Source organism: Sphingomonas leidyi (assembly GCF_011761945.1).
Classification (GTDB): Bacteria; Pseudomonadota; Alphaproteobacteria; order Sphingomonadales; family Sphingomonadaceae; genus Sphingomonas; species Sphingomonas leidyi.
Genome location: NZ_JAASQV010000001.1, coordinates 60,882 through 83,185 on the forward strand (window position 1 = coordinate 60,882; position 22,304 = coordinate 83,185).

General features: G+C 62.8%; 16 protein-coding genes. 2 read left to right on the top strand and 14 right to left on the bottom strand.

Annotated elements, in window-relative coordinates:
- Positions 1-88: 88 nt before the first annotated feature.
- The 5 genes from FHR20_RS00360 to FHR20_RS00380 all read right to left on the bottom strand — a co-directional run bounded on the left by FHR20_RS00360 (position 89) and on the right by FHR20_RS00380 (position 8,458).
- Entirely contained in the window at positions 89-2,161 is a 2,073-nt protein-coding gene (locus tag FHR20_RS00360) for an AIPR family protein (RefSeq protein ID WP_167297733.1), read from the bottom strand.
- A complete protein-coding gene (locus FHR20_RS00365; protein WP_167297734.1) occupies positions 2,145-3,128 on the bottom strand; it encodes a PD-(D/E)XK motif protein in 984 nt (327 codons plus the stop codon). The genes FHR20_RS00360 and FHR20_RS00365 overlap by 17 nt, the downstream gene beginning before the upstream one ends.
- Positions 3,121-5,880: a Z1 domain-containing protein gene (locus FHR20_RS00370; protein WP_167297735.1), complete on the bottom strand. Its 2,760-nt coding sequence runs from the start codon at positions 5,878-5,880 to the stop codon at positions 3,121-3,123. The genes FHR20_RS00365 and FHR20_RS00370 overlap by 8 nt, the downstream gene beginning before the upstream one ends.
- Positions 5,877-7,355, bottom strand: a complete 1,479-nt coding sequence (locus FHR20_RS00375; RefSeq protein WP_167299299.1) for an ATP-binding protein — start codon at positions 7,353-7,355, stop codon at positions 5,877-5,879. The genes FHR20_RS00370 and FHR20_RS00375 overlap by 4 nt, the downstream gene beginning before the upstream one ends.
- Before the next feature lie 137 nt (positions 7,356-7,492).
- Positions 7,493-8,458: a helix-turn-helix transcriptional regulator gene (locus FHR20_RS00380; protein ID WP_167297736.1), complete on the bottom strand. Its 966-nt coding sequence runs from the start codon at positions 8,456-8,458 to the stop codon at positions 7,493-7,495.
- A gap of 395 nt (positions 8,459-8,853) precedes the next feature.
- On the opposite strand from FHR20_RS00380, the gene dcm reads away from it, so the two are divergent.
- The gene (gene dcm, locus FHR20_RS00385; RefSeq protein ID WP_167297737.1) at positions 8,854-10,089 is read left to right on the top strand and encodes a DNA (cytosine-5-)-methyltransferase; all 1,236 of its coding nucleotides are present in this window, start codon (positions 8,854-8,856) and stop codon (positions 10,087-10,089) included.
- Positions 10,082-10,585 (top strand): very short patch repair endonuclease, encoded by a 504-nt coding sequence (locus FHR20_RS00390; protein ID WP_167297738.1) that lies wholly within the window; start codon positions 10,082-10,084, stop codon positions 10,583-10,585. Before dcm ends, FHR20_RS00390 begins: the two co-directional genes overlap by 8 nt.
- Here the strand turns inward: FHR20_RS00390 and FHR20_RS00395 are convergent.
- From FHR20_RS00395 to FHR20_RS00435, 9 genes are all read right to left on the bottom strand, one after another.
- Entirely contained in the window at positions 10,577-11,830 is a 1,254-nt protein-coding gene (locus FHR20_RS00395) for a type II restriction endonuclease (RefSeq protein WP_167297739.1), read from the bottom strand. The two genes, FHR20_RS00390 and FHR20_RS00395, sit on opposite strands and share 9 nt — an antisense overlap.
- A 53-nt stretch (positions 11,831-11,883) precedes the next feature.
- On the bottom strand, positions 11,884-13,023 hold the full coding sequence (locus tag FHR20_RS00400) for a hypothetical protein (RefSeq protein WP_167297740.1): 1,140 nt from the start codon (positions 13,021-13,023) through the stop codon (positions 11,884-11,886).
- 214 nt (positions 13,024-13,237) lie between these two features.
- Positions 13,238-14,488 (bottom strand): hypothetical protein, encoded by a 1,251-nt coding sequence (locus tag FHR20_RS00405; RefSeq protein WP_167297741.1) that lies wholly within the window; start codon positions 14,486-14,488, stop codon positions 13,238-13,240.
- Positions 14,489-14,661: 173 nt separating this feature from the next.
- Positions 14,662-15,744, bottom strand: a complete 1,083-nt coding sequence (locus FHR20_RS00410; protein ID WP_167297742.1) for a hypothetical protein — start codon at positions 15,742-15,744, stop codon at positions 14,662-14,664.
- A gap of 2 nt (positions 15,745-15,746) precedes the next feature.
- Positions 15,747-17,339, bottom strand: a complete 1,593-nt coding sequence (locus tag FHR20_RS00415; protein ID WP_208413347.1) for a restriction system-associated AAA family ATPase — start codon at positions 17,337-17,339, stop codon at positions 15,747-15,749.
- Positions 17,336-18,979, bottom strand: a complete 1,644-nt coding sequence (locus FHR20_RS00420; protein ID WP_167297743.1) for a restriction endonuclease subunit S — start codon at positions 18,977-18,979, stop codon at positions 17,336-17,338. Before FHR20_RS00420 ends, FHR20_RS00415 begins: the two co-directional genes overlap by 4 nt.
- 103 nt (positions 18,980-19,082) lie before the next feature.
- Entirely contained in the window at positions 19,083-20,501 is a 1,419-nt protein-coding gene (locus FHR20_RS00425; protein ID WP_167297744.1) for a class I SAM-dependent DNA methyltransferase, read from the bottom strand.
- A 279-nt stretch (positions 20,502-20,780) separates the two neighbouring features.
- Positions 20,781-21,704: a nucleotidyltransferase gene (locus FHR20_RS00430; protein ID WP_167297745.1), complete on the bottom strand. Its 924-nt coding sequence runs from the start codon at positions 21,702-21,704 to the stop codon at positions 20,781-20,783.
- 51 nt (positions 21,705-21,755) lie between these two features.
- Positions 21,756-21,998 (bottom strand): sigma factor-like helix-turn-helix DNA-binding protein, encoded by a 243-nt coding sequence (locus tag FHR20_RS00435; protein ID WP_167297746.1) that lies wholly within the window; start codon positions 21,996-21,998, stop codon positions 21,756-21,758.
- Positions 21,999-22,304: the final 306 nt, after the last annotated feature.

A 22,304-nucleotide genomic window follows, 5' to 3' on the forward strand; every position in this document is an offset into this window, starting at 1 on the left:
CGACGGGGGACAGATCGCGAACCGTAAGCGATGGTCTCCCCGGAGATGTGCGGAAGGGCCCACAGCGGGATGGGCGAGCTGATCGACGTCAGGCGACGGCGTCGTAATACTGCTCGAGCCTGTCCGCGATTGCCACTGCCGCGAGGCACTGCTTTTCGGTCGGAACGCGGCGCGGAAGCAAGGTGCACGCCTGGAGGATGCCGGCCTCCTTCGGCGCCAGCTTCCCGATCGACTTGCCGAAAGCGAGAAGCTGCGACCAGTATTCGCCTCCCTGGTTCACCACTTCGCGCTGCGCCTCGATTCCGTTGAGCTGGCGCTTCGCGACCCGGGTGTCGCGATCGACGGCGCGCAATGCGTCGCGCTCGATAGTGACGGTTTCGAAACTGGCGTCATAGGCAACACTGCAACTGGCTAGTCTAGCCCAGCACGCCTGCTTCTTTGCCCACTCGCTCATGTTCCGGACGCCCGGCGGCGGGTTGGTGATCACCTCGTTCGCCGCCTCGGCTGCCGCGAGAAGGGCTTGCTCGAGCGCGGCCGGGACGCGCTGCAGGCGCCAGACCGCGTCCAGGTCAGGAACGCGTCCGCGCGCATCGGCATCGTGCACGACCTTGGCGATCGCATAGGTCACGATGTTCGCGCGGTATCCGCCGGTGTACCAGGTCTGGGCGGGAATGATCCGCTCGAGGTGTCGGAAGATGATCGCCTTGGCGATCAGCCGCTGGAACCACGCCTCGTCGAACGCTGCTCCGTCGTTCTTGCCCCACTCCTCACCGATCGCCCTCGCGAGCTCGGCAAAGTTCTTCTGCGCGCCGTAGCTGACGATATGCGGTTTGCAGCGATACGAATTCTCGAATTTTGCCAGATCTGTCTTTGTGAAGAACTGACTCTTCGGGAATATCGCATCAAAGCTTTTCCGTTCCGCCGGCGTCCGGCGCCCCCTTTCGTCGGCGAATTGCCCCCTGGCGCGCTCATAAAACCATTTGTGCTCGCGATAGCCGTTCTCCCCGGCGGGAGCGAGCATGCGGCGAGAATATTCCTCCATCCGGATATGAAACGGATGGTTGGCAAAGAAGTCGGCCGCATTGACCTTGTTCTGGCTGTTGGCGAATTGAGAGATGTTCGGAACGACCGTCTCGGAGTGCTCCGGCGGCACCACCGTCAACTTCATCTGGACGTAGACGTCCTTAAGCTGTTCGGCGGCAAGCTTGCGGGCGGCGTGGATCGATGCGGTCGTCTGACCACCATTGACGATCTGGAAGTTCGAGGCCGACATCAGGAACAGGCCTTCCCCGATGCTGGCGACCTCGACGCTCTCGGCGGTGGTGGTCAGGCCGTTGTTATACGAGAAGAACATCGCGGGATCCTTGCGGATCGTATCCCGGATGCCCCCGTTCACCTTGCCTCGGGCCTGCAGAAAGCTGCGAACGTTCGCCTCGAGCAGGCGCGCACCCCAGCGGTCATAGATCGCCGCGAGCTGCGTACCCGGAATCACTGCGATATAGCTTTCGAGGGGTGCACCATCGAACGAGGCCCGCAGCACCGGGATCGCCTCGCCGAAATCTTCGGCGAAGTCGATCACGAGGTCCTCGCGCGTCTGACCGGCCTCGATGAAACGCTGGATTCGCCCGAGGTCCCAGACATTCGACGTGACGGGGATCTCGCCAATCCTGCCGACCGACTGGGCGTCGGTCCGCGATTTGTAGATCCGGTTGGTGACGAGGATCAGCTTGATCTTGGTAATCTTCTTCCAGCATCGCCGGATCAGATCCGCCAGCGCAAATGCCTGACTGCTCTCCTCGAGGCCTTCCCGATAGCCTGCGTCCAGCGAGGCCATCACAAACTGCACGACCCGTGCGAGAAGCCTGTTTGCTTCCGCCTTCATGATAGAGCCCGGCTCGGCATGACGATGAAAATCCGAGATTACGAGACTGAGGACACCTTCCTCATCGTCCGCATCCCACCCGAACCCATCGACCTGAACCGGCTTCTGTTTGAAAACACCCTCGTGATAGCATTGTGCGAAGGAGGAAAGCTCGCCGGCCTCGTCGAGGATCTCGCCCATCTTCTCGAGGAAGGCCTCGGTCGTGATCAGTCCCTGCGCGTCGGCCTCGCCCTGAACCTCCGCGAGAAACTCGCGATGGAATTCATTCAGCTGTTCCATTTCCCAGTCCCCGTATGATCAGCCCCTCGAGCACGCCCGGCTCGACCTGGAATGGTGCACATGCGTCCAGCGCGATGCTGTACCGGACGCCGGAGACGCCGGTCTTCAGCGGTGGCGTTATCCGCGGAAAGTCTCCGGCAACCTCGAATTCGGCAGTCTTTCCCAGCGTCCAGCGCCGGTCCGAATAGTCGTCATCGAAATCGAAGCCGGCATCGATCAGCGCCTGCTCCCAGAGCCGGTACGCCTCGGGTTCGGCCGCCGCGTACAGTTTCTCAAGCTCGAGGACGTAGTCGGTGAGCGTCCTGCCGTCCGGCTTGACCGCAGCGTCGACCGCGGAGACCACCAGATACAGGCTGCAGCCGTCGACATCGGAGAGCTGGTCCTCCGAGGAGATCTGGACGAAGGGCTTCGCAGCGCCGCGGCGTGCCTTCACCTCGACAAGACAGCGATCGAGCTCGAAGTCCTTCGAGCTGCCGGAAGGTCCCTTCCACGCATCGACAGCGGAATGCGCCCCCACCAGATCCATCAGACGTCGCAGGAACTGCAGCTCGCCGAGCAGGCCGCGCTGCTCCTCGATGCTCAGCAGGTCGTTGCGCCCCCCGCGGAGAAGGTGGTGCCAGCGCATGGCCCGGCGCACTGCCCTGATCAGCGCATCCGCGCTGTCTGTACCCGGCTCGGCGGCGCGGACGATATCGAGACACAGGCTCTGGAACAGCTCCCGCTGATCGGCGTCCTTCAGGAACAGGACGAGCGCCCGACCCCCTGCTACGTCCTGGAATCTGATCTCGAGGTTGCGAAGCTTCGGTAACGGCTTCGGCTCGGCGACGCCGGGCGCGATCTGCAACAACAGCCCCGGCTCGGCCTTGCCGGAGACAATCCAGAAGAAATCATGTCTGCCGTCGGGATCGACGCGTCGCGCATCCACGGCGCCGGCCGAGAGCGCTGCCCAGGGGTCGCGCTCAGTCATCGAGACTGTCCTCGTCGCTGTCCTCGTCGCCGAACAGCTCGCGCAGGGCGACTGGGTTGAGGATATACTCGACCTTCCTGTCGGGGCGCGCCGAGACCGGAAAGCTCAATGCCCATGCGACGACGGGCTCGGGCGGCACCGAGCCGACAAGTGCCTCGGGCAGGCCCTCGGTTTTGAGGGCGATATTGTAGAGCACCAGCAACGGGCGTGTCCGCTTCGCGCGATAGATTCGGTCGGGATAGTTCGGACGCTCGCGGCCGGAGCCATCCTGCTTCGTCGCGAGCTCCTCGCGCTCATAGGCTTCCTCGGTCTGCCGGGCGACCTCGGGCGCAAGCCCGACCTTCTCGATGCCGCGGGATGAAAGCCGGGCCTTCTTGCCGCTGATCGCGAGAACGCCGCGTCTCAGCTCCTGCTCACCGAGGCTGCGCTGCGGCGGGATGACCGGCCAGCCGCCAATGTTGACAGGCGTCCGGTCGGGCCCCGGTTGCAGGCTCGCGATGAGGACGTCAAACTTGCCGAGCTCGTCGTGCGCGCGTTCGGCGATGTACTGGCGGACGGGGCGCGGGTCGGTGAGAACCGATTCCCGCTCGTTCTCGAACGAGCGCAGGAACGCGTCGACATGCTGCCACGGCACGTCGCGAAGCAGGTACCCGCCGGTGACTTTCCCGGCGCTGTCGGGTCCGTGCCCCTCGGTAGCGATATCCTCGAGCAGCTGATCCCGGGCAGACCGGTTGAGCTGCAGCGCCCGTGCCGCCGCCGACAGCTTCACCGTCTCGATGAAGCTGTTCGACAGCCCTACCATGACCTGCTTCTGTCCCGCGCCCATCTTGTTGCGTGCGGTAACCATCAGCGCGCTGGGGTGGCTGCGGACCGCCAGGCCAAACTGCTCGGGGGTGGCATTCGCCTGCTGCATGCGCTTGAGCTCGAGCTGAAGCTCCTCGGTCGCCTCGCCGATATGGGCATACCAGGATGCAGCCTCTACCGGCATCCAGATGCGGCAGAGGTCCTCGTAACCCGGCCGGTAGCCGAACCAGCGCCCCATCTGCATCAGCGTGTCGTACATCACCGAGCTGCGCAGGAAGTAGGAGATGGTCAGTCCTTCGAGCGTGAGGCCGCGCGACAGCGAGAAGCCGCCTACCGCGACCACCGTCTGCCCGGCGCCGCCACCCTCATAGTCGAGCCCCCCCGGAGACGCCGCGTTGACGGCGACGACCTGCGTCGAGGCGATAACCGGAAGCAGGCCCTTGCGAACCTCGTCCCAGGCAGGGCCCGCGTCGGCATATTCCTCTTCCCAGCAGCGATGGATCGCGCCGATCTCGTCATTGTATTCCGCCGCCTCCGGCCGGCCGCCATCGACGCGGACGGCATCCTCGATCTCCTTGAGCTTCTGGTGAAGCCGGTTGCGGATGAGGCCCTGGATGCCGGTAAAGCGTGAGGCGTTGACCAGCATAGAGGCATGCTGCGCGATCTGCCCCCGCAGGTTGCGGATGACCCGTGCGACAAGGAAGGAGCGCAGGGCGTCGAGCATGCTTTCCGGCAGCGCGGTCAGCGCATGATCGATCCTGTGCTTCACAGGGAGCACGTCGCCATTGTCGGTGATGTAGCGGATGTGATCGGGCCGCTGGTCCTCCTCGTCGGGAATTCCGTCGATGAACACCTTGCGTGCGCCGAAATAGTTGGTCGGGGCGTCAAGGCCGAAGATGAAGTGGCGCGGGAACAGATCCTGCCCCCTGACCTCATCATCGGTATCGGGATCGATGAAGATATTGGCGAACGGGGTGGCTGTGTAGCCGACATAGCAGCTGCGCCGGAACAGCGCGAGGAGCTCGCGGATCTGGCCGTTGATCCGCGACGTCTCGCCCTTGCCGTACTTGATGTCGATCGAGGCATTGTCGGCCTCGTCGTCGATCAGCAGCATCGGCTGGTCGACCATGTCGGTGCCGTGCGTCGTGCTGTGCTCCTTGAGCCAGTCGACCAGATTGGCGAGGGTCGCCGAGTTCTTCTTGATCACGAGTACGACCGGCACGGCATAGGACGCGATCTGGCTGGTGTTGGTCGTCGCGGTCGCCCGGTTGAAGTCCTTCAGTGTGGTGGTGAGACTGACCGGCGCCTTGCGGCCATCGAACTTTCCGACGCCGATGACGCGCGGCCTGTCCCTGGTATCCTTCTTCTCGAGACGGCCGGTATCGCGCCCGACGAACCCCTCGTCGATCCGCATCTGGGTCTGGTTGCGCAGGTTGTTGTGGATGCCCGCGATGACGACGATGAGCCGGTAGCCCGCGTCGGCAGCCTTGCAGATCAGACCCGTATAGTTCTGGGTCTTGCCGCTCTGGACATGGCCGACGACCATGCCCTTGCGGTCCCATGGCCCGGGCTCCTCGGGATTGCCCATGCGATCGAGGATGCTGTCGGTGATCGTGTCGGTGGAGGTGATCACGTCGGCGGGCAGCTTCTTCGACTGGAGGAGCTTCTTGTACCGGCTCCAGTAATGCGGATCGATCCGCGCACGCGCGTCGTGCAGCCATGGGCGGAACTCGGGCGTATCGACAATCGCACCGACGCCCATGTGAATGCCGTTACGCTCCTCCAGCAGGCGGGCGAGCCGCTCGGCCTGCTCGTCCGAGACCTCGCCGAACATCGGAAGGGCGCGCATCTGGTCGATCATCGCGCGAATGCTGGCGGCCGTTCGGTCCTTCTCGCGAAGTACCATCGGCGACACCGTCTCCTCGAGGAGCTCGAGGGCCTCACTCATTCACCTTCTCCCTGCTCTGCAATCTCGCGGATCACGGCGCTGGCCGCGTCCCAGTTGGTCCTGAACAGCTCGATCGGATGAAGCCGGTCGAGGATCTCGTCGGTCGTCTGCCCCTGCTCCTTCAGCATCCGGACCATCGCTCCCGCGAGCTGGCGCAGCACCGCATCATCGGGATCGTCGGCCTGCACCTCCTCCGCCGAGCCGGCGAAATCCGCGTGGAGCGACGCGATAGGCACGGTCGAGCCGAGCACTCCCACGATGTTGGCGAACTCATTCTGCAGGTCGGCCGGCAGGCGGGCGCTGAAATCGGCAAGGACGGGATGGCTGGCATCCGGACGGTAGATGATCGCGCCGTCGCGCTGGATGCGGTGCCACAGCGGCATGTATTCATGATCGACGAGCTTCTGGCCGCGCCGCTGGTAGGTACGTTTCGAGGTAAGCGACAGCCGCTCGACCAGATTGCGCATCCGCTCCCTGACTGCGGGGGGAAGCTGTGCCGAGGCCTTCTTGACGTCGATCTTCCACTCAGCATCCATCGTATTCGGGATGTCGACGCGGATCCGGCACAGCTTGGTCAGCTCGGTCTGACGCGCGAGACCGAGCCAGCTGCCGGTGATGATGAGGCGCCGGCCGCGATAGACGTAGAAGCCCTGCGAGCGGAGGTGCCCCTCAGGTCCGCCGAGGTCCTCCCATTCGGCCCGCGTGACGGACTTGTGATGGGGCAGCGTGAAGCACTGGAACTCGACAGAGCCGCAGGCCATGTCGAGGCGGTCGACACGGTCCGCCTGATGGCCCGCGAAGCTTCTGCCGAACGGATCGACCGGCTCGAGGCGGCGGCCGTTGAGCCACAGCTCGAGCGGAGGCCGGTCTTCCGACATGAACCGGTGGAAGACGAGCCGGAGGTGCCGCTCGGCCTGCGCGATCGCGCGGTTGATATGGGCAGCCCGGCCGGCATCGTTGCCCTCGATTCCGCCGCCGAGGCGGTCGAGATCACGCCAGATCACAAGCGTCCCGTCCGCCTCGAGACGGTCTGCCCAGGGCTGGCCGTCCAGCGTGTCGTGAAGCTCGATCTCCCAGCGATTGGTCCGGGCGACCAGTTCGAGATCCCAGGTTGCACCTGCCGCTACGCCTGCCTTGCGCGTGAGCACCGTCAGGCGCCTGCACTGGGAGAAGCTGGCGCTCTTGAGCCCGAGGCCGAAGCGTCCGAGGTCGTCGGTGTCCCGGTCCTCCAGAGGATTGCGCGATCCGGGACGCATCGCCTCGACGAGCTGCTCCGGCGTCATGCCGCTGCCATTGTCGAGGATACCAATCGCGGCATCGGCCGCGGACAGATCGGTAAGGATCTCGATCCGCTTCGCGCCGGCGGTGATCGAGTTGTCGAGGATGTCCGCGAGCGCCGTCTCGCACGAATAGCCGATATCCCGCAGGCTCTGGATCAGGGATGCGGCATGCGGCGTCGCATCGGCTGTCTTCATGCGGGAAATCCTGTCGTCCGGCACCGCTTCTTCCCTCACACCTGTGTCCGGCCGCACGCCCGTGCCGGTGGCCAGCTCCGATTCGGGTGGAGCATGCTCGCTTTGGGCCATCGATGCGACAGATCCGGTCGTATGCATCAGATCGAGCCCAGCGCGAGCAGCACCCGCTCGCGCATCACCGCCCGCAGCGCCTCGGGCGCCTCGATCCGGATGTCGCCACCCCATGTGAATAGATGCTCGGCAACCTCCCGCAGGCCTCCGGCGCGGAAGCGCACCAGCAGCTCGTCTCCATCTTCCTCGAAACTCTGGCCGGGATGGAAGCGCCATGCACGCGCGCGCGCGACAGCCGCGGGCGCCACACGCAGCAGGATGTCGTGATGCTCCTCACGCCAGATGCCGAAGCTGCGGGCGAGCCACGCATCGAGATTCCAGTCGTCCGGCGCACAGCCGGCACGCTCCGAAATCCGGACAGCGCTCATCCGGTCGACGCGGAAGAAGACCGGCTCCTGCTCCCGGTCCGGCATCTTGCCGATCAGATAGGTTGTGGGTCCGTGCAACAGTCCGTGCGGTACGACCCTGCGCCAGGCCGGGGCGGGTGCGCCCTCGGTCGTATAGTCGAACTCGACGCATTGACCGGCAAGAATGGCGCCCTGGATGATGCCCAACGTTTCGGGAGAGGCATCAAGCAGCGGTCCGGCCACGATCCGGCTCCGCTGCAAACGAACCAGTGCATCGAGGTCCGGCGCCAGCCGTCGCTTCTCCCGGTCGTCGAGTGCCGACTTCACCTTGTGGAGCAGCCGCTCCAACGCCTCCGCGTGCCCGGCACCTTCCGCTCGCCTGGCGGCGACCTCGATCTCGAGAGCGGCGACCTCCTCGGCGTTTGGCCGCGTATAGGCCCTGCCGAGACGGTCACGGATAAAGAAGCGCTTGGTCCGGTCATCGACGCGCTCCTCGATATCGAATTCATCGCGCAATGCGTCGCGCAGGCGCTCGGCGGTGCGCCGGTTGACGTCGAGCGCCTGCGCGATCTCGTCCAGAGTCAGGCCCTCGCCTGACTCCGCCAGCAGGTGCACGAGCGTGAGCGCGCGCCGCAGCTTGCCCATCCTCGGTGTGGCGACTTCCCCCGGCATCCTTCCCCCCGACCGAAACTGTCGTTCCCGACAGGAGAACACAACAGGAAAAAAAGCTGTGAAGAAAAACCGTTACCAATCCCATCTTCGCTCAAGTCGAATTCCTGCAACCGCACAGCGAAAACTGTTTGAGCCAGGCAAAACTCCGCGATTGGGGGTAATTCTTATGTCGAGGCGCCGCGCACCCCCTTCAGCCTGTCATGCGCCGAGCGTCGGGGAGCCCGGTCGGAGCCGGCGGATAAGCGGCCGCTGAGTGGCGCAGAAAAATGCGAACATCTGTAGAACAGACTTGCCTCTCGGGAATCCGGCTGCCATCCTGTCCGAAATCGACCCAGAGGCGGGCCGGGCATTTCGACAGGAGTATATGGATGAGCGATGCAGGCTGCGGTTTTGCGGGAGATTTCAGGCGCTCGGGACTGTCGATGCCGGAGGCCGAGGACGAACTCGGGCTGACCGAGCGTCAGATCCGGCGCTATCTTTCCGGCGAGTGCAAGGTGCCCAAGTTGGTCGAGGATCGGGTGCGGCAGCTGGCGTCGGCGAGGATGACGCAACGCGCCGCGACACCCGCCTTCCGCTTCATCGATCTGTTCGCCGGCATCGGCGGGCTTCGCCTCGGTTTCGAGGCATTAGGCGGGAAGTGCGTCTTCACAAGCGAATGGGACAAGTGGTCGCAGGAGACGTACCGGCGCAATTTCCCGGACGGCGACGACCATGTCATGGCCGGTGACATCCGCCCCTATGGCGCAAAGCCGTCGCTCATTCCCGACTTCGATGTGCTGCTCGCCGGCTTTCCGTGCCAGCCCTTCTCGCTCGCCGGCGTCTCCAAGAAGAACTCGCTGGGGCGCAAGCACGGCTTCGACGACGAGAAGCAGGGCAACCTCTTCTTCGAGATCGAGAGCATCCTGCGCTACCATCGCCCGGCCGCCTTCCTGCTCGAGAATGTGAAGCACCTCCAGCGGCACGACGGCGGCCGCACCTTCGCGGTTATCCGGCGGACGCTGGAGAAAGAGCTCGGCTACACGATCGACTTCAGGATCATCAGCTCGGCGCCCTGGGTCCCGCAGAAGCGCGAGCGCATCTTCATCGTCGGCTTCCGCGAGGACGTCGGCTTCAGCTTTGACGAGTTCGATCGGGCGCTGCCACCCGAGGCCGAGTGGCCGACGCTCGGATCGATCCTGCAGTCACATAACGAGATCGACTCGAAGTACACGCTGACGCCGCGGCTCTGGCAGTATCTGCAGGACTATCGCCGCAAGCACGAAGGCAAGGGGAACGGCTTCGGGTACAGCATGTTCGGGCCTGACGACGTCACCCGGACGCTGTCGGCGCGCTACCACAAGGACGGTTCCGAGATCCTGATCGAGCAGAAGGGAACGCGGCCGCGCCGGCTGACCCCGACCGAGTGCGCGCGCCTGATGGGCTTCGAGCACGGGTCACGGAAGTGGTTCATTCCCGAGAAGGTTTCCGACACCCAGGCCTACCGCCAGTTCGGCAATGCGGTCGCCGTGCCCAAGGTCGAAGCGATCGCGCGCTATATGGAGCCGTGGCTCAGAAAGGCGCTCGAGCTCCAGAACGATCCGGTGCGGCAGCGCAAGGTTGCCTGATGTCGTCGCGCCGGAAGTCCGCAGCCGGATGATGGCCGGCATCCGGGGCAGGGACACACGCCCCGAGATGCTGCTCAGGAAGGGACTGCATGGGCTGGGATGGCGCTACCGCCTTCACGGGCGCACCATTGCCGGAAAGCCCGATCTGGTCTTCCCGGGCCGCAAGGCGCTGATCTTCGCCAATGGCTGCTTCTGGCACGGTCATGACTGCCATCTGTTCAAATGGCCGAAAACGCGCGCGGAATTCTGGCGCGAGAAGATCGGCGCGAACATCCGGCGCGATGCCAGGGTTCTGGAACAGCTCCGCGCAGAGGGCTGGCGCGTAGCGGAGGTATGGGAATGCACGCTGAAAGGACGCGAGCGCCGGCCGCTCGAGGAGGTGCTCGCGGCGTGCGACAGCTTTCTCAGGGGTGAGGAGCGCTATTGCAGCATCGGCGTTCACCGGCGGGTGGCGGCTGCATTGCCGCCGGACGCGGAGGACAACCCGTCACAATAGCGTGAGCGGACCTTGCGCCTCCGCTCCGACTGCTCTGGCAAGTTCGAGGAAGTCGCCCACCCCGGCGAGCTCGGCCTGTTGTGCCGGCCGGTACGAGCCGTGGAGCGGGCGCGGCAGGACCAGCTGCAGCTTCTCCTTGCGCATCTCGTCGGTCTGGGTCTGCGATATGCCGGGCTCGAGCGTCAGCAGGTGCTTGCGCTCGATGCGGTCGGCTTCCGCCAGCACCTGACGCCAGCGATCCTTGCAGCTGGTTTTCACGCCCAGCATCAGCAGCCGGTCCTCGGGCCAGTGCATATCGTGATAGCGCGCTTCGCTCGGGAACAGGAAGTCAGGCCCGTTGCGCTTCTCGGTCGTTGCCTCGCGCTTGTGCGGGATCGCATGCGCCTCGAGCAGCGCCTCCACATGGTGACCCAGCGCATAGCCCGCCCTCGACTTGCGCCGGTTCTGGACCTCGAGCGAGTAGCGGACGAACCCGTCCACATCGGCAATGCCGTCGGCAACAAAGCCCTGCCGCAGGCGCTCGCCGACGATGTGGCGCTCATAGGTCATGAACAGCCGCTCCTCGATGTCCATCCACGTCAGCAGTGCCTGATCGGGATTGGCCAGCGGATCGACTTCGGCTGCGAGGTCGCGCGCGAAGGCGGAAAATCTCCGCGTGGGCGGCAACCCCCCGGGGAACGCTTTCAGCAACCGCTCCAGCCACTCGTCCGCGTCTGCGACGACCTCGACGTCGGCCAGCTCGAGCACGTAGCGGGCGGCCAGGTCGAGAACGCGCCCGTCTTCCTGCCGCAGGTCGCGCTGGACAAGGTCCTTGCCGGCGAGGTCGAGCCCGAAGAGCCAGAGAAGCTGCTGCTCGATCGAGCTGTCGCTTGCGCAGAGCAGGGCGAGCAGCGACTCGTCCTTGCCCATGCAGAGGAAGAGCGTGTCGCCCTGCCTGGCACGGTAGACGACCTCCTCGGCGGCCGCCGGATAGTAGAGGCGGTACTCCGGGCCACGGTGCCCCTTGCCGCGCCGGCTGTCGTACCAGGTGCCGGACAATGGCAGTACAAGCGGCGGCTCCTCGTCGGACAGCCACACATATTTTACCGGCACCCGGATCTTGTCCGCCGGCGTTCCGAGAAATGCCCTGAAGCTGTCGACACCCTGAAACTCGTGCCCGCGCGATACTGCCGGATCAACCTCGGTGCCGGTAAGGCTCTTCACGCCCACGCCGGCGAAATACTGGGAAAGCAGTCCTGCTTTCATTCTCTCGGTGCCTCTTGTGATTTTCCGGGTCGGAGATGCCAGCTGCCCGAAACTCAGGCGATCAGCTGATGGGCGGTGAGACAGGTTTTCAGCACGCGGCTGCGATCAGCAATCCAGCTGATGATCTCCTCGCCGCGCGATTGCGGGTCGCTCGAGAAGTCTGCGATTGCCTTCATTGCCAGGAAATCACTCGTGGGCCGTACGAACCCCGCTAGCTCCTCCGTGACCGCACTGAACATGCCGTCCGAATTGTTGCCGAAGAACAGATATGCGTGAGCGCCACGCAGATCCCGGCCGATATCCTCTGCATCGAACCACAGCCCAGCTTCAGGATACCAGATGCCCGTCTGGAGATAGGAGGATCGGTCTGGGCTCGCGGGACCAGGTGCAACATAGCGCCATGCGCTGACGGAGCCTTCGTCAGTCAATGCTTTCAGCTGGTAGTCAGCCGTCTTGCCGAAGCTGGCAATGCTCCTGACCTGATGCCACATCCGATCGACCAGATTCTCGAGCGTCTCCGCCTGAGTAACGTACAGCTCGGCTGCGGCAAAAGCAGAGGAGGGCGGAAATTCATTGCTCATGTTGTTCTCCTCCAGAAAGGTCAGGAAGGCGCTGGCGAGTACGCTTGCGTGATGATCCTGAGGAAGATCAGCGACCAGCTTCGATATCTCGCGGCCAAGCGCACCCCATGAAGTGTGCGTGGGGAACAGGCCGCGATACAGACCTGTGGCGTCCCGTTTCCGGAAATCCTCGGGTGGAGGCGTGATGTGCGTGACAAAGACGATCGCCGGCGCAAGGGCACAGTGCTTCCCCCGGTCGCTCAGCCAGCCGGCATACCTCCGCAACTGGTGGCTCTGCGTTCCGTCTTCGTCAGTATGTACCGATACGCCGTGGCTGACCTTGTTCTCGAACAGGATCCATGGCTGGCCGTCGAGAAGAATGAGCATGTCCGGCCGCCCGGCTTCGCCTGCGGGATACTGGGTGATGACCTCAATCCGGTGTGCGGCAGAGAACCTCTGCGGATCATCGATCCTGGTTCCCGAAAGCCGGGTCAGCAACGCGCCCTTCTGTTTGCCGGGAAGGGCGCGGATTGTGGCAGCAAGGCATTCGGTCAGCCAGTCCTCGAGCGGATTCCTTTTCTCGCGCTGGCGATAGGCGTAAAGATCGACGAACAGGTGGTGAGTGTCGCTCAATCCGTGTGCCCCTGTTCCTCAGCGCGCAGCAAGAGATGCTGCCCCGGCGAGACTAGGCGGATGGCAACACTACACAAGGGTGCATCTGCCCGTCGGTTCTTGTCCGATCAGACCCACCAAGGGGGCGCCCGCTCCGGGCTCGCACTGCCCGATCCGCACATCAGCCCTGGCCGCCTCCCAGGCAGATATCGCAGGCAGCCGCTCGGCAAGTGCGTCAGATCTGGGATGAGGTCTCGGCAAGCTCACGCAACGCCGACCTGATGCGCGGGCGCAAGGTGTTCACGAAGGCGTTCGTCCGATCCTGGAGCCAGGCGAGTGCTTTCGCCCGTCCGTCATCGCTTTCGATATCAGGAACCTCGAACCGTTCGGACACGACGGGCTTCTCGCCTGAGAAATCGATCGTCGCGCCCGGCCCGAGCTCTGCCCTTATTTCCGAAGCCTGATCAGCAAGTGCCTGCGCCGCCCGCTCTCCGACGGAGCCGGCGTTGCCGGAAAGGGCGAGACCGACCGAATTGCCGCGGGCGTCGCGGAACACCGTAATCCAGCTCGAACCGCCGGGTGCGCCGAGCTTTAAGACCACATGGCCCCCAAGTGAAGGAGGAGGCTTCATCTGATCGGGATCGTCGAGCCTGAGTCCCTCGAGAAAGTCCGACCAGAAGGCCTTCCGGAGCGCATTGCGCCTCTCGCGTCCTGCTCGCCGCTCAGGCGTCTCCGGCAGTGCTCCGGAGTCCGCGTCGTCCTCTTCGTCTTCTGCGACGGACATTCTCTCGGGCACGGCGACGACAGTCCGCACAATTGTCTGCGTGCGGGCCAGCACTCTCGGTGCAATGATCCGGGACCCGTCGGGAGCGGCATAGATGGGCAACTCGACGAGACCGAGAGTGAAGTGAAGGCCGGCATGCACCTGAAGGTATTCGCTGATCGCCTCGACGCCTTCCCTGATGCCGTCCCCGACGATCAGTAGCAGGAAGCGGCCACGCCGCAGGTTGTGGGTGAGGGCGTCATTGAAGCTGATCTCGTCAACCTCGTGCCCGGCCTCGCGCAGAAGCTCCAGCATGACATTCCCGGAGCGCTTCAGCCTCCGGCTGACCTCGCGCTGCAGGTCCGAGGCCGACCAGCGGGTGAGTTCTTTCGAGTAATCAAGGATCTGCCCCACCACCTCCCGGCGCCCTTCCGGGTTCCGCCACAGCTTGCATTCCACAAGGACAGGGAGGCCCGATGCCGTGAGGAGCAGATTATCAATGGCTCCCGCCGGGGTGACCAGCTCACGGCAGATCGGAACCGGATCGACGAACAGCGGATCGATCTCGGCGATCGGGAGGCATGCAGGATGACGATGGACGATCTCCTGGATCGAGGCCTCGTCGAGATCATGGCCGCCAGCACCCAGGCCCAGCCGCCTAACCGTCGAAATCGAGTGGCCGTCGGCCGAGATTATCAGCGGAGCAGCGTGTTGCCGTGACATGGACGCCCTTCGAAATGGCTGCCCCGCAGCGGGCCTCGCCCAGCTTGGCAGTTCGCTTTCCTGCAGCGCAAGAGGATATGTGGGCGGCTCCCACGGCAAACGCCGCCTTTGCCGGTCTCGAACCGGGCCTGACGCACAGCGTGGGCCGCTGTGATCGCAGACCGTGCGCATCATTATTGCGCGTACTCGACGAATGCCCATAGCCAGTGTCGGACGTCATCCCCGATCTTGGGGTCCTGACACGCCCGGTCAAGGAGTCTGAACGCTTCGGCCTTTAGAAAGGCGCGATCCGCAAAGCCTTCCTGGATCACATTGTTGATATAGCGGGGAAGCTCAGCGGCTACTGCGTCGGGGTCATTACCTCGGCCAAGCTCGGCCAGAAACCAGCCACTGTAATGTTTGATCCAGCTGAGAAAGTCGGCATCAAGGACATCACGCGCATAGCGCACCTTAATCTGATAGACTGTGTTCCATGTCTCGGCCTGATCGAGTTCGTCGCCGACCATTTCGATGTTCCACCGCGGAAGTACATAGCCTCCGACTGTATTGCCCTCAAAAAATTCACTACCATCCAAGCTGATCCGATAGTTCGGGCCGGCATAGGGATCCGAGCAGCGGCGCCGCATTCCCCCCAAGCCGATCAAGATATCGATGCCGCGTTTGTAGGTCGAATTGCACTCGTCACAAGCCGGCGGAAGATTTCGCAGATCGGCGGCAGCGAACGGGTAAATCGAGATCGGCAACAGATGGTCAAGCGCGTGCCGGGGTGCACCGGGTGCGCGAAAATAATTGAGGCCACAGAATGGGCAATGTCTGATCTCGCTCTCGTAGATAACGCTATATTGATTGTCGCGGAGGAAGCCATCGCCCTCCTTAAGGCTAGACAGCTGCCCAAAGAGATAGTGCGCGAGCGCTCGCGCCGGCGCGCGGATCGAAGCAGGCAGCGACTCGAGGGTCGGGCAGGGCGCGGCATCGCTGAAGACGTTGGGCAACTCGGTTTGTCTGAGGACGGCGGTTCGCACGTCGAGCCGCTGGGCCGCGGGAAGTCGGCGATACTCGCGCAGCAGAGCGGACAGTTTCGACTTGAGACCAGTGCGCTCCTCGAGAAGTGCACGCCGAGCTTGCGGCAAGCAGGCGGGCCAAGCCGTGGGCCGGCGCCCGGCGTCGATCGCGTCCATGCCGGCGAGCATCAGGTCGACGGCAAGCGCATTTAGCCAGTTTTGACCGATGGCTTCAATCGGATAGGAGAATAGCATTCCTAATCCCGATTTTTCAGCTTTCGAAGGTGGTCGGCCAGAAGAGCTTTCCCGATCGATGGGCCGAGATCTTTGAAGCCCTCCTCAACTCTCGCCAAGTCGTGGGACTTGAGGAGCTTTTCGATTTCCTTTTCGGCAATGTGCGAGTTGGGTGGGCGAATGCCGAAGCAGCTTTCGAGGATTCGGTCGAAAGTGGTGCCAAAAGTTTCGATCTTGGGCTCCTCGACGGTGAACTTGCCTGTTTCCGCGTCCCTGGAGAAGATCATCACCTGATCTCTCGGCATGTCCGACGGCACGAATGGCGCGTGCGTCGTTAGCAGGAATTCTTGATTGCCGCGGTCGCCCACCATCTTCATTAGCTGCTGGACGAACTCGACGCGCCACTTCGGGTTGAAATGCGATTCAGGCTCATCCAACAGGAACATAGCGTTGGTATCGGCGATCATCGCATAGATGCCGAGGATTAGTGCCTGCTGATGCTCACCATCCGATAACGAGACGTAGTCGACTGGGTCCGATGCCTTGTCCTTGGGCCAGAAGCGGACTTCCTCAAAGCTGAAGACCATGTCCTCCTGCTGCGGCTCGGGCAGCCTTGAGGCGAAGCGCCTCTCCTTAACAGCCTTGTCAAATCGTTTGCGCGCGGGACGGGGGATAGCAAGGTCATTGAGCAGCGCTAGCTTGTGCAGAGACCGGTAGAGAGAGAAGGCGTCGGACCAGAAGTATCCGAATGCTTCACGGGTCGCGCCGGTGATTAGAAAATCGAAAGTGTAGGTCTCGGTCTTCTCGTCGACATGCCAGCAAGTTGCAGTGCGCTGCAGATTGTCGATGACAGTCTCGAGTTCGTCGGTGAGCTGGATGCCCTTGCGCGAAGATATGCGTTTCTTCTTTGGGATTTTAGGAACAGCGGAGTGCGCAAGCCGCACAATGCAGCGGCAGGATGCGAGATCGCCCAGATTAGCGTGCCGCAGCAGTTCTGTCTGGACGAAGTCAGAGCCGAGCATGAGATTGGAAAAAAGCACCTCCAGATTGGTGCCATAATCGATCAGCATAAGCCGGTTGTCGGCCACCTTCTTGGTTTCTACCGCGCGCGCCGCTTTGGCGACGTCGCTTGCGTAACCGCTTCGGCTGGCAAGAAAAGGCAGACTCAGCGTCTCATTGTCGCCCGAGGTGTAACCGACGATCAATGTCGGCAAAAACTGTCCAAAGTTTGGGTCGCCGGGGTTGATGCTTTGGCCATTGGCCCGAATGAGCGCGATTGGCCCGGCCTTCTTACCCTTAGCCTCGCGGACGAGCCGCACAGTCTCGTAGCTGTCGGCGCCGTTAGGCCGCACTAGGTATTCTAACTCGAATAATACAGCGTCGTTAGCACTGCGCCGCTCTTCATCTGGGGCATGCGCGTGCCACGCCGCTTGGAAAATTTCGGCAATCAATTGAAGGAACTGCGACTTGCCCGAACCATTTGGGCCGATCATGCACAGAGGTGCGAGGGCTTCGGCTGCCCTGCCGTCGGCATCGCGGCCGAACCAAATCTGGGTGCCGTCATAAAGGCCGCCACCGGTGCCTGATCGTTCGATTTTGAGTAGCCGCAGCCTCACGGGGCGGCCCTCTTAAGAAGCATGCGGCCCTCCTCCTCATCGAATACCTGAACCAAAGTGGGAGATGCACTGTCGAGCAGCTCGAAGAGAGCATCGCGTACGGCGTCGTATGGCAGCACCACCCGTTTTGCGATCGCCTCAAATGGTAAGCCATTCTCGGGCCACTCGGCGCTGTCGGCTAACAAAGCCTGGGTTGGATCTGTTTTCACTGTCTTGACTTCTGGAGGTATGGGAGCCGCCACGAGAGCGACCGTTCGCATCTTTTGTATACGGTCAAGCAGATGCTCCGCGCCCTCATCAGCGGGATCCTGTTCAACCAATTGTCCCGAAAACGCCTTCGCCAAGATGCGCTGCTCAGCTCGATCCATCAACTGCAACGAACGTTGGACATCAGCGGCAAGTCGATCGATCTTAGTCAGCGCCTCCTCTATTCGCCGGACGATCTCCCGCTGTTCCTTGAGCGGTGCGAGCTTGATGGTGAACGCCCTGATCTCGGGGAAATAGATCGTAGTATGGGTCGTGCCCCGTCCAAACTCCCGAATATCGTCGCCTTCCGACAGCAGGGCATACATGAGGTATCGCGGATCAAGCGCCTCCGTGCACGACCACGTAACGAAATCTTGGCTAGTCGCCATCTCGCGGCCCATGATCGCGACGTAGCCAACCGACGCAGTGCGCGAGAGCACGACCGTTCCCGCCGGAAGCAGCCGTGCGGCGGAATTTGCTAGGCCTGCCGCGTTGATCGTCTGCAGTGTGTCATTGATCACTCCGCCGTGGTGCCGGTTGGCGTCGGGAATCCCGACCCACGGTACGTCACCGTTCCACCATTCCGGGTGCGACCGGCTCGGCGTGTGCCCGGTTTCCTGACGTGCCACCCGCAAAAGCGGCACCCACGCCCAGCCTGCTACGAGCGGAGCGCCGGGACTGTTGACTGAGATTCCACCCCTCCCGGCAATAATCTCGTTCGTTGGCGCTCGCCCGCCACGGGTCTGTTCGGGGGCCTCGATACGCGCCAACAGGTCCGCTACTGGCTCAAGCGTATGCTCCGCGCGGAAATCGGCGGTGAGCTCCCCGCGGAAGGCGGAGCGCAAAAGAGCGAGTTTATACCGCTCGACCAATGGCGCGACTTTGTGCAACTCGCTGCGCGAGAAGTCGATTTGAGCGCTCAGGTCCTCGAGCCGGGCGACGATCCTGCGCTGCTCGGCGACGGGCGGGATTGCTGCCGCATAATCCTCAATATGGTGTTTCGAGAGCCCTGGAATATCACCACGGGCATGCTCGATGATCTCGCTCGCGCGATAGGCAATAGTGCGAAGCATGAAATGGAAATCGAGTTCTGCGCTGGGTTGATAGGCTTGGATGTCGCGCCCGATCGCCGCGGCAACGCCAGGGAAGGTCTTGCCGACTCCTGCGCCCTTAACGGTGATAAAGATGCACCCCTCGGGCACGATCCTGCGCGGGTCCGTCGTCCACTTCTGCTTATGGAATGCCCGGCCATCCCACTGCTCAGGTCCAGTGACATAGGGCGTGCCGCGCCCCTCCTCGTTGACAGTGTGCGCGCTTGGAGACTGGCCGGCATAAAGAATGCCAACGTCGCCGAGCTTCGCGCGCGCCCAGCCAGGCGGAAGCGTACTCATCATCGTGATGCTGCACCAGGTAGGCCGCGCAGGGGGGTGCGCGCTCGGTCCCGTCGGCCGAGCCGGCTCCATTCAAAGTTATCGTGACTGAGTAGATCGAGCACGCTCATTGGGTTGGTTTTACTTGAAATTCTTCGCCTTCTACCTCGGCATTAAGCGCATTCAGCTCGCCAAGGGCCGAGCGCAGATGGCCGATGATCGCGACGAGGATCTCGGCCGGATCCTGCGTAGCATTGTCCGCATCTCCGCTCTCGTCGCGCAGCCATAACCAATTCAAATTGTCGCTGCGTTCGGCGATCTGCGCACGAGACAGCTTGCGCCAACGGCCATGCTCGCCCGCCTCCTGTCGCGACGATGTCCCCGCGGCATCGGGGCCGTAAACGCGTTCGAAATCTTTGAAGTGCCTATCGAGCAGCACATTGCTCTTGCCGAACTGGGGCATATTGCTGCGCAGATCGTAGAACCAAACATCGTCCGTCACATGCCCCGCTTCCTTGGCGAAGAAAAGCACATTGGTCTTCACCCCAGCACCGGGGAAGATGCCTTTTGGGAGGCGCAGGATCGTGTGCAGGCGGCAGGTCGCCATCAGCTCTTGCCGAACGGCGCGGCCGACACCGTCCTCGAACAGGACGTTGTCGGGAAGCACGACCGCGGCGCGCCCGTTCTCACTCAGCGTAAGGTAAATATGCTGCAGAAACGCGAGCTGCTTGTTGGTGTTACGATGCGAGATGTCCGTGCGGAGTGCCCGACGACTCCCCGCCTTGCTGCCGAAAGGCGGGTTCGCTAGCACGAGACTCGCTTTTTCCAGTTTACGGCCATCGTCGGTCAGCGCGTCGCCGTGGAAAATTTCGGCATCGAGCCCATTCAAGAACGTGTTCATCAGGCAGATTCTGCGGGTGTTTTTCTCGATTTCGACACCCTGATATCTTGGCGGATTGCCGCGATACGCGGCATCTGAATGGCTGGAGCGGAGATATCGGTCGGCCGCGATAAGGAAGCCGCCGCTGCCGACCGCAGGATCTTGGATCAGCTCGCCAAGAGCCGGTTGGCAGACGCGCACCATTGAATTAACCAATGCACGCGGCGTAAAATATTGTCCTGCCCCCGATCGGACATCCTGAGAGCTCTTTTCAATCAGCCCCTCGTAGATTTCGCCGAACCGGTCGCCGCTGACGTCGTGCCAAGCGATCCTTGCAATTCCGTCGATAACGGCGTGAAGGTTCTCGGAATGCGAGAAGACGGTCGTCGGAAAAGCGTAAATCGCTCGGATCACCTCGCTTTCGGCAGTAGTGCCGAGATGGGTGAGCATTTCCTGGTAGAAGCCGAGTAATCCTTCCTTCGGGTGCCGGGCGAGGTCCGTCCAGCGATAATTCAACGGGAGCAGCCGCTCAACGCCGTTTTCCTCGGCGATCTTCAGGAACAAAAGATAGGTCAGTTCGGATACATATTGGTGATAGCTGATCCCATCCCCCCGCAGGATGTGGCACAAAGCCCATATTTTTTGGACGACGCTATCGTTTTTCATTTAGAATCAATCACTTGTTCAGAAGTTGTGTGCAGTCCACGGTGTTTGGCAGCGCGGCATGACCCTATCGAGATTGAACAAAAGAGGAAATGGCAGACTGCACATGGCGAGGCGGGGTGAGAGCCACATCAAAGGCGTTCGATGGAGTAACCTACTTGGTTTCTCCAAGAGCGCCCCTGAGCGGCCGTACCGGGCTTAACGAAGCTAACGGCAGCTTGCCAAATCATTGATCGCCGACCTGAACGGCAGCGACCGAGGCGCAAAGCCGCCGTTTGTTTCCTATGCCGCAGCGCATCGTTCCAGTGCCGAGATGTGCTCCTCACATATTAGTTGCACGATCCGACCAAGCGCCTCAACTCGCTCGCCGAGCCACGCAAGCTCTTCGGCGCTGATGCGGTAATGCTTCGAATAGCGCGCCTTCACATACGCCTCTTTAAGCTTCTCGAAGCGGGCTCTCTCCAAGCGACTATCGCGCGGCCATGCTTCAACTAGGCGCGGATCAATCCGCTCCGCTTGGGTGCGAAGGAAGCCGAGATTGTGGACGTGCGGTGTGTAGAAGGTGCAGACTAGCAGGACGCAGTGATACAGGCTCTCAGTGGTTTGATGCAGCTCGAAAGCCGTCTCCTTGAGATGGCCTTGGCCCATACCGAATTTGACGAACTCATATCGGCGCGTCGCAGCCGGAAACCACTCGCTGAAATACTCCGTTGCCATCGCCAGCGCCTGTTGCGGTGTCTTCGGCTTCGGTTCGTGGAGCTCGGTACTGTCGCTCTCGTAAAGCGCGATGCCGTCTCGGGCGACGTCCATGAAGAAGTAGCGCCCATGGGCGAGCCCGTCGTTCACCTCGCGCAGCGTGTGCACGATGAAGTTCACCGGAGTCCGCAGCGTTTTAGTGACCGCCAGCTCGCGGTTCAGCCGCTCCTCTGCACTCGTCCAGAACTGCGCCCGGTCGGTCAGCTTCTCGTTGTTGACGATGATCAGCAGGTCGAAGTCGGACTGATAGCCCTTGGCGGTATGCGGCTCGTCGACCCAGCCGCCGCGCGCATAGCTGCCATAGAGGATGACCTTGAGGATGCGCGCCTGACGCTTCCACTCCGACGTGGCGAGCGCCGTCGCATCGCGGAATTCCTCGAACAGGATCTGCACCACGCGCTCGAGCTCGCGCTGCTTGGCGGCTGGCAGATGATCGAGATCGGTGCGCATCAAAAGGAATCCTAGACGTCGCTGGCGGCGATGCAACAGGGTGGCACATCTTCAAGCGCCATTTCCCGGCGGGGCGGAATCAGCCCCTCTGGCCGAGAGGTGACGGTCGAGCAGGACCAGAGCCGCGGCGAGCAGGCGTTCGACCTCGAACACGGTGATCGAGAGCCGCCTGGCGATCGCGGGATAGTCCATGCTCTCGGCAGCATGGAGCAGGAACACGCGCCGTTCGTCAGTCGGTAAGGCAGCGAGCGCCTCGCGCAGGCGTGTGGCTTGGGTTTCGGGGACGTCGGACATGGTCGCTCCTTCCTGCCGGCCAGGAGGGGCCGGCAGCGGCGCAGGCGCGGGCGCGCCTCAGGCGGTGGCACGCACCGCAGGGCGAAGCGCCAGCGGAGCACCCGGGGCACAGCCCCGGGTTGCGGGCCATCGCGGCGCACCCGACAAAGCGTCGCCCGGTCCCTGGCCGGCCGGAGCGATCCGCCGGGGTCCAGCCAGATGTTGCAAGCCGTGCCCAGGTGACGCAGACTCGCTCGTGCAGCGGGGCAATGCCGGCAGCCCGCTGCGGAGTTGACCGCCAGGCATCAAGCACGCCCGCCCTTTCCG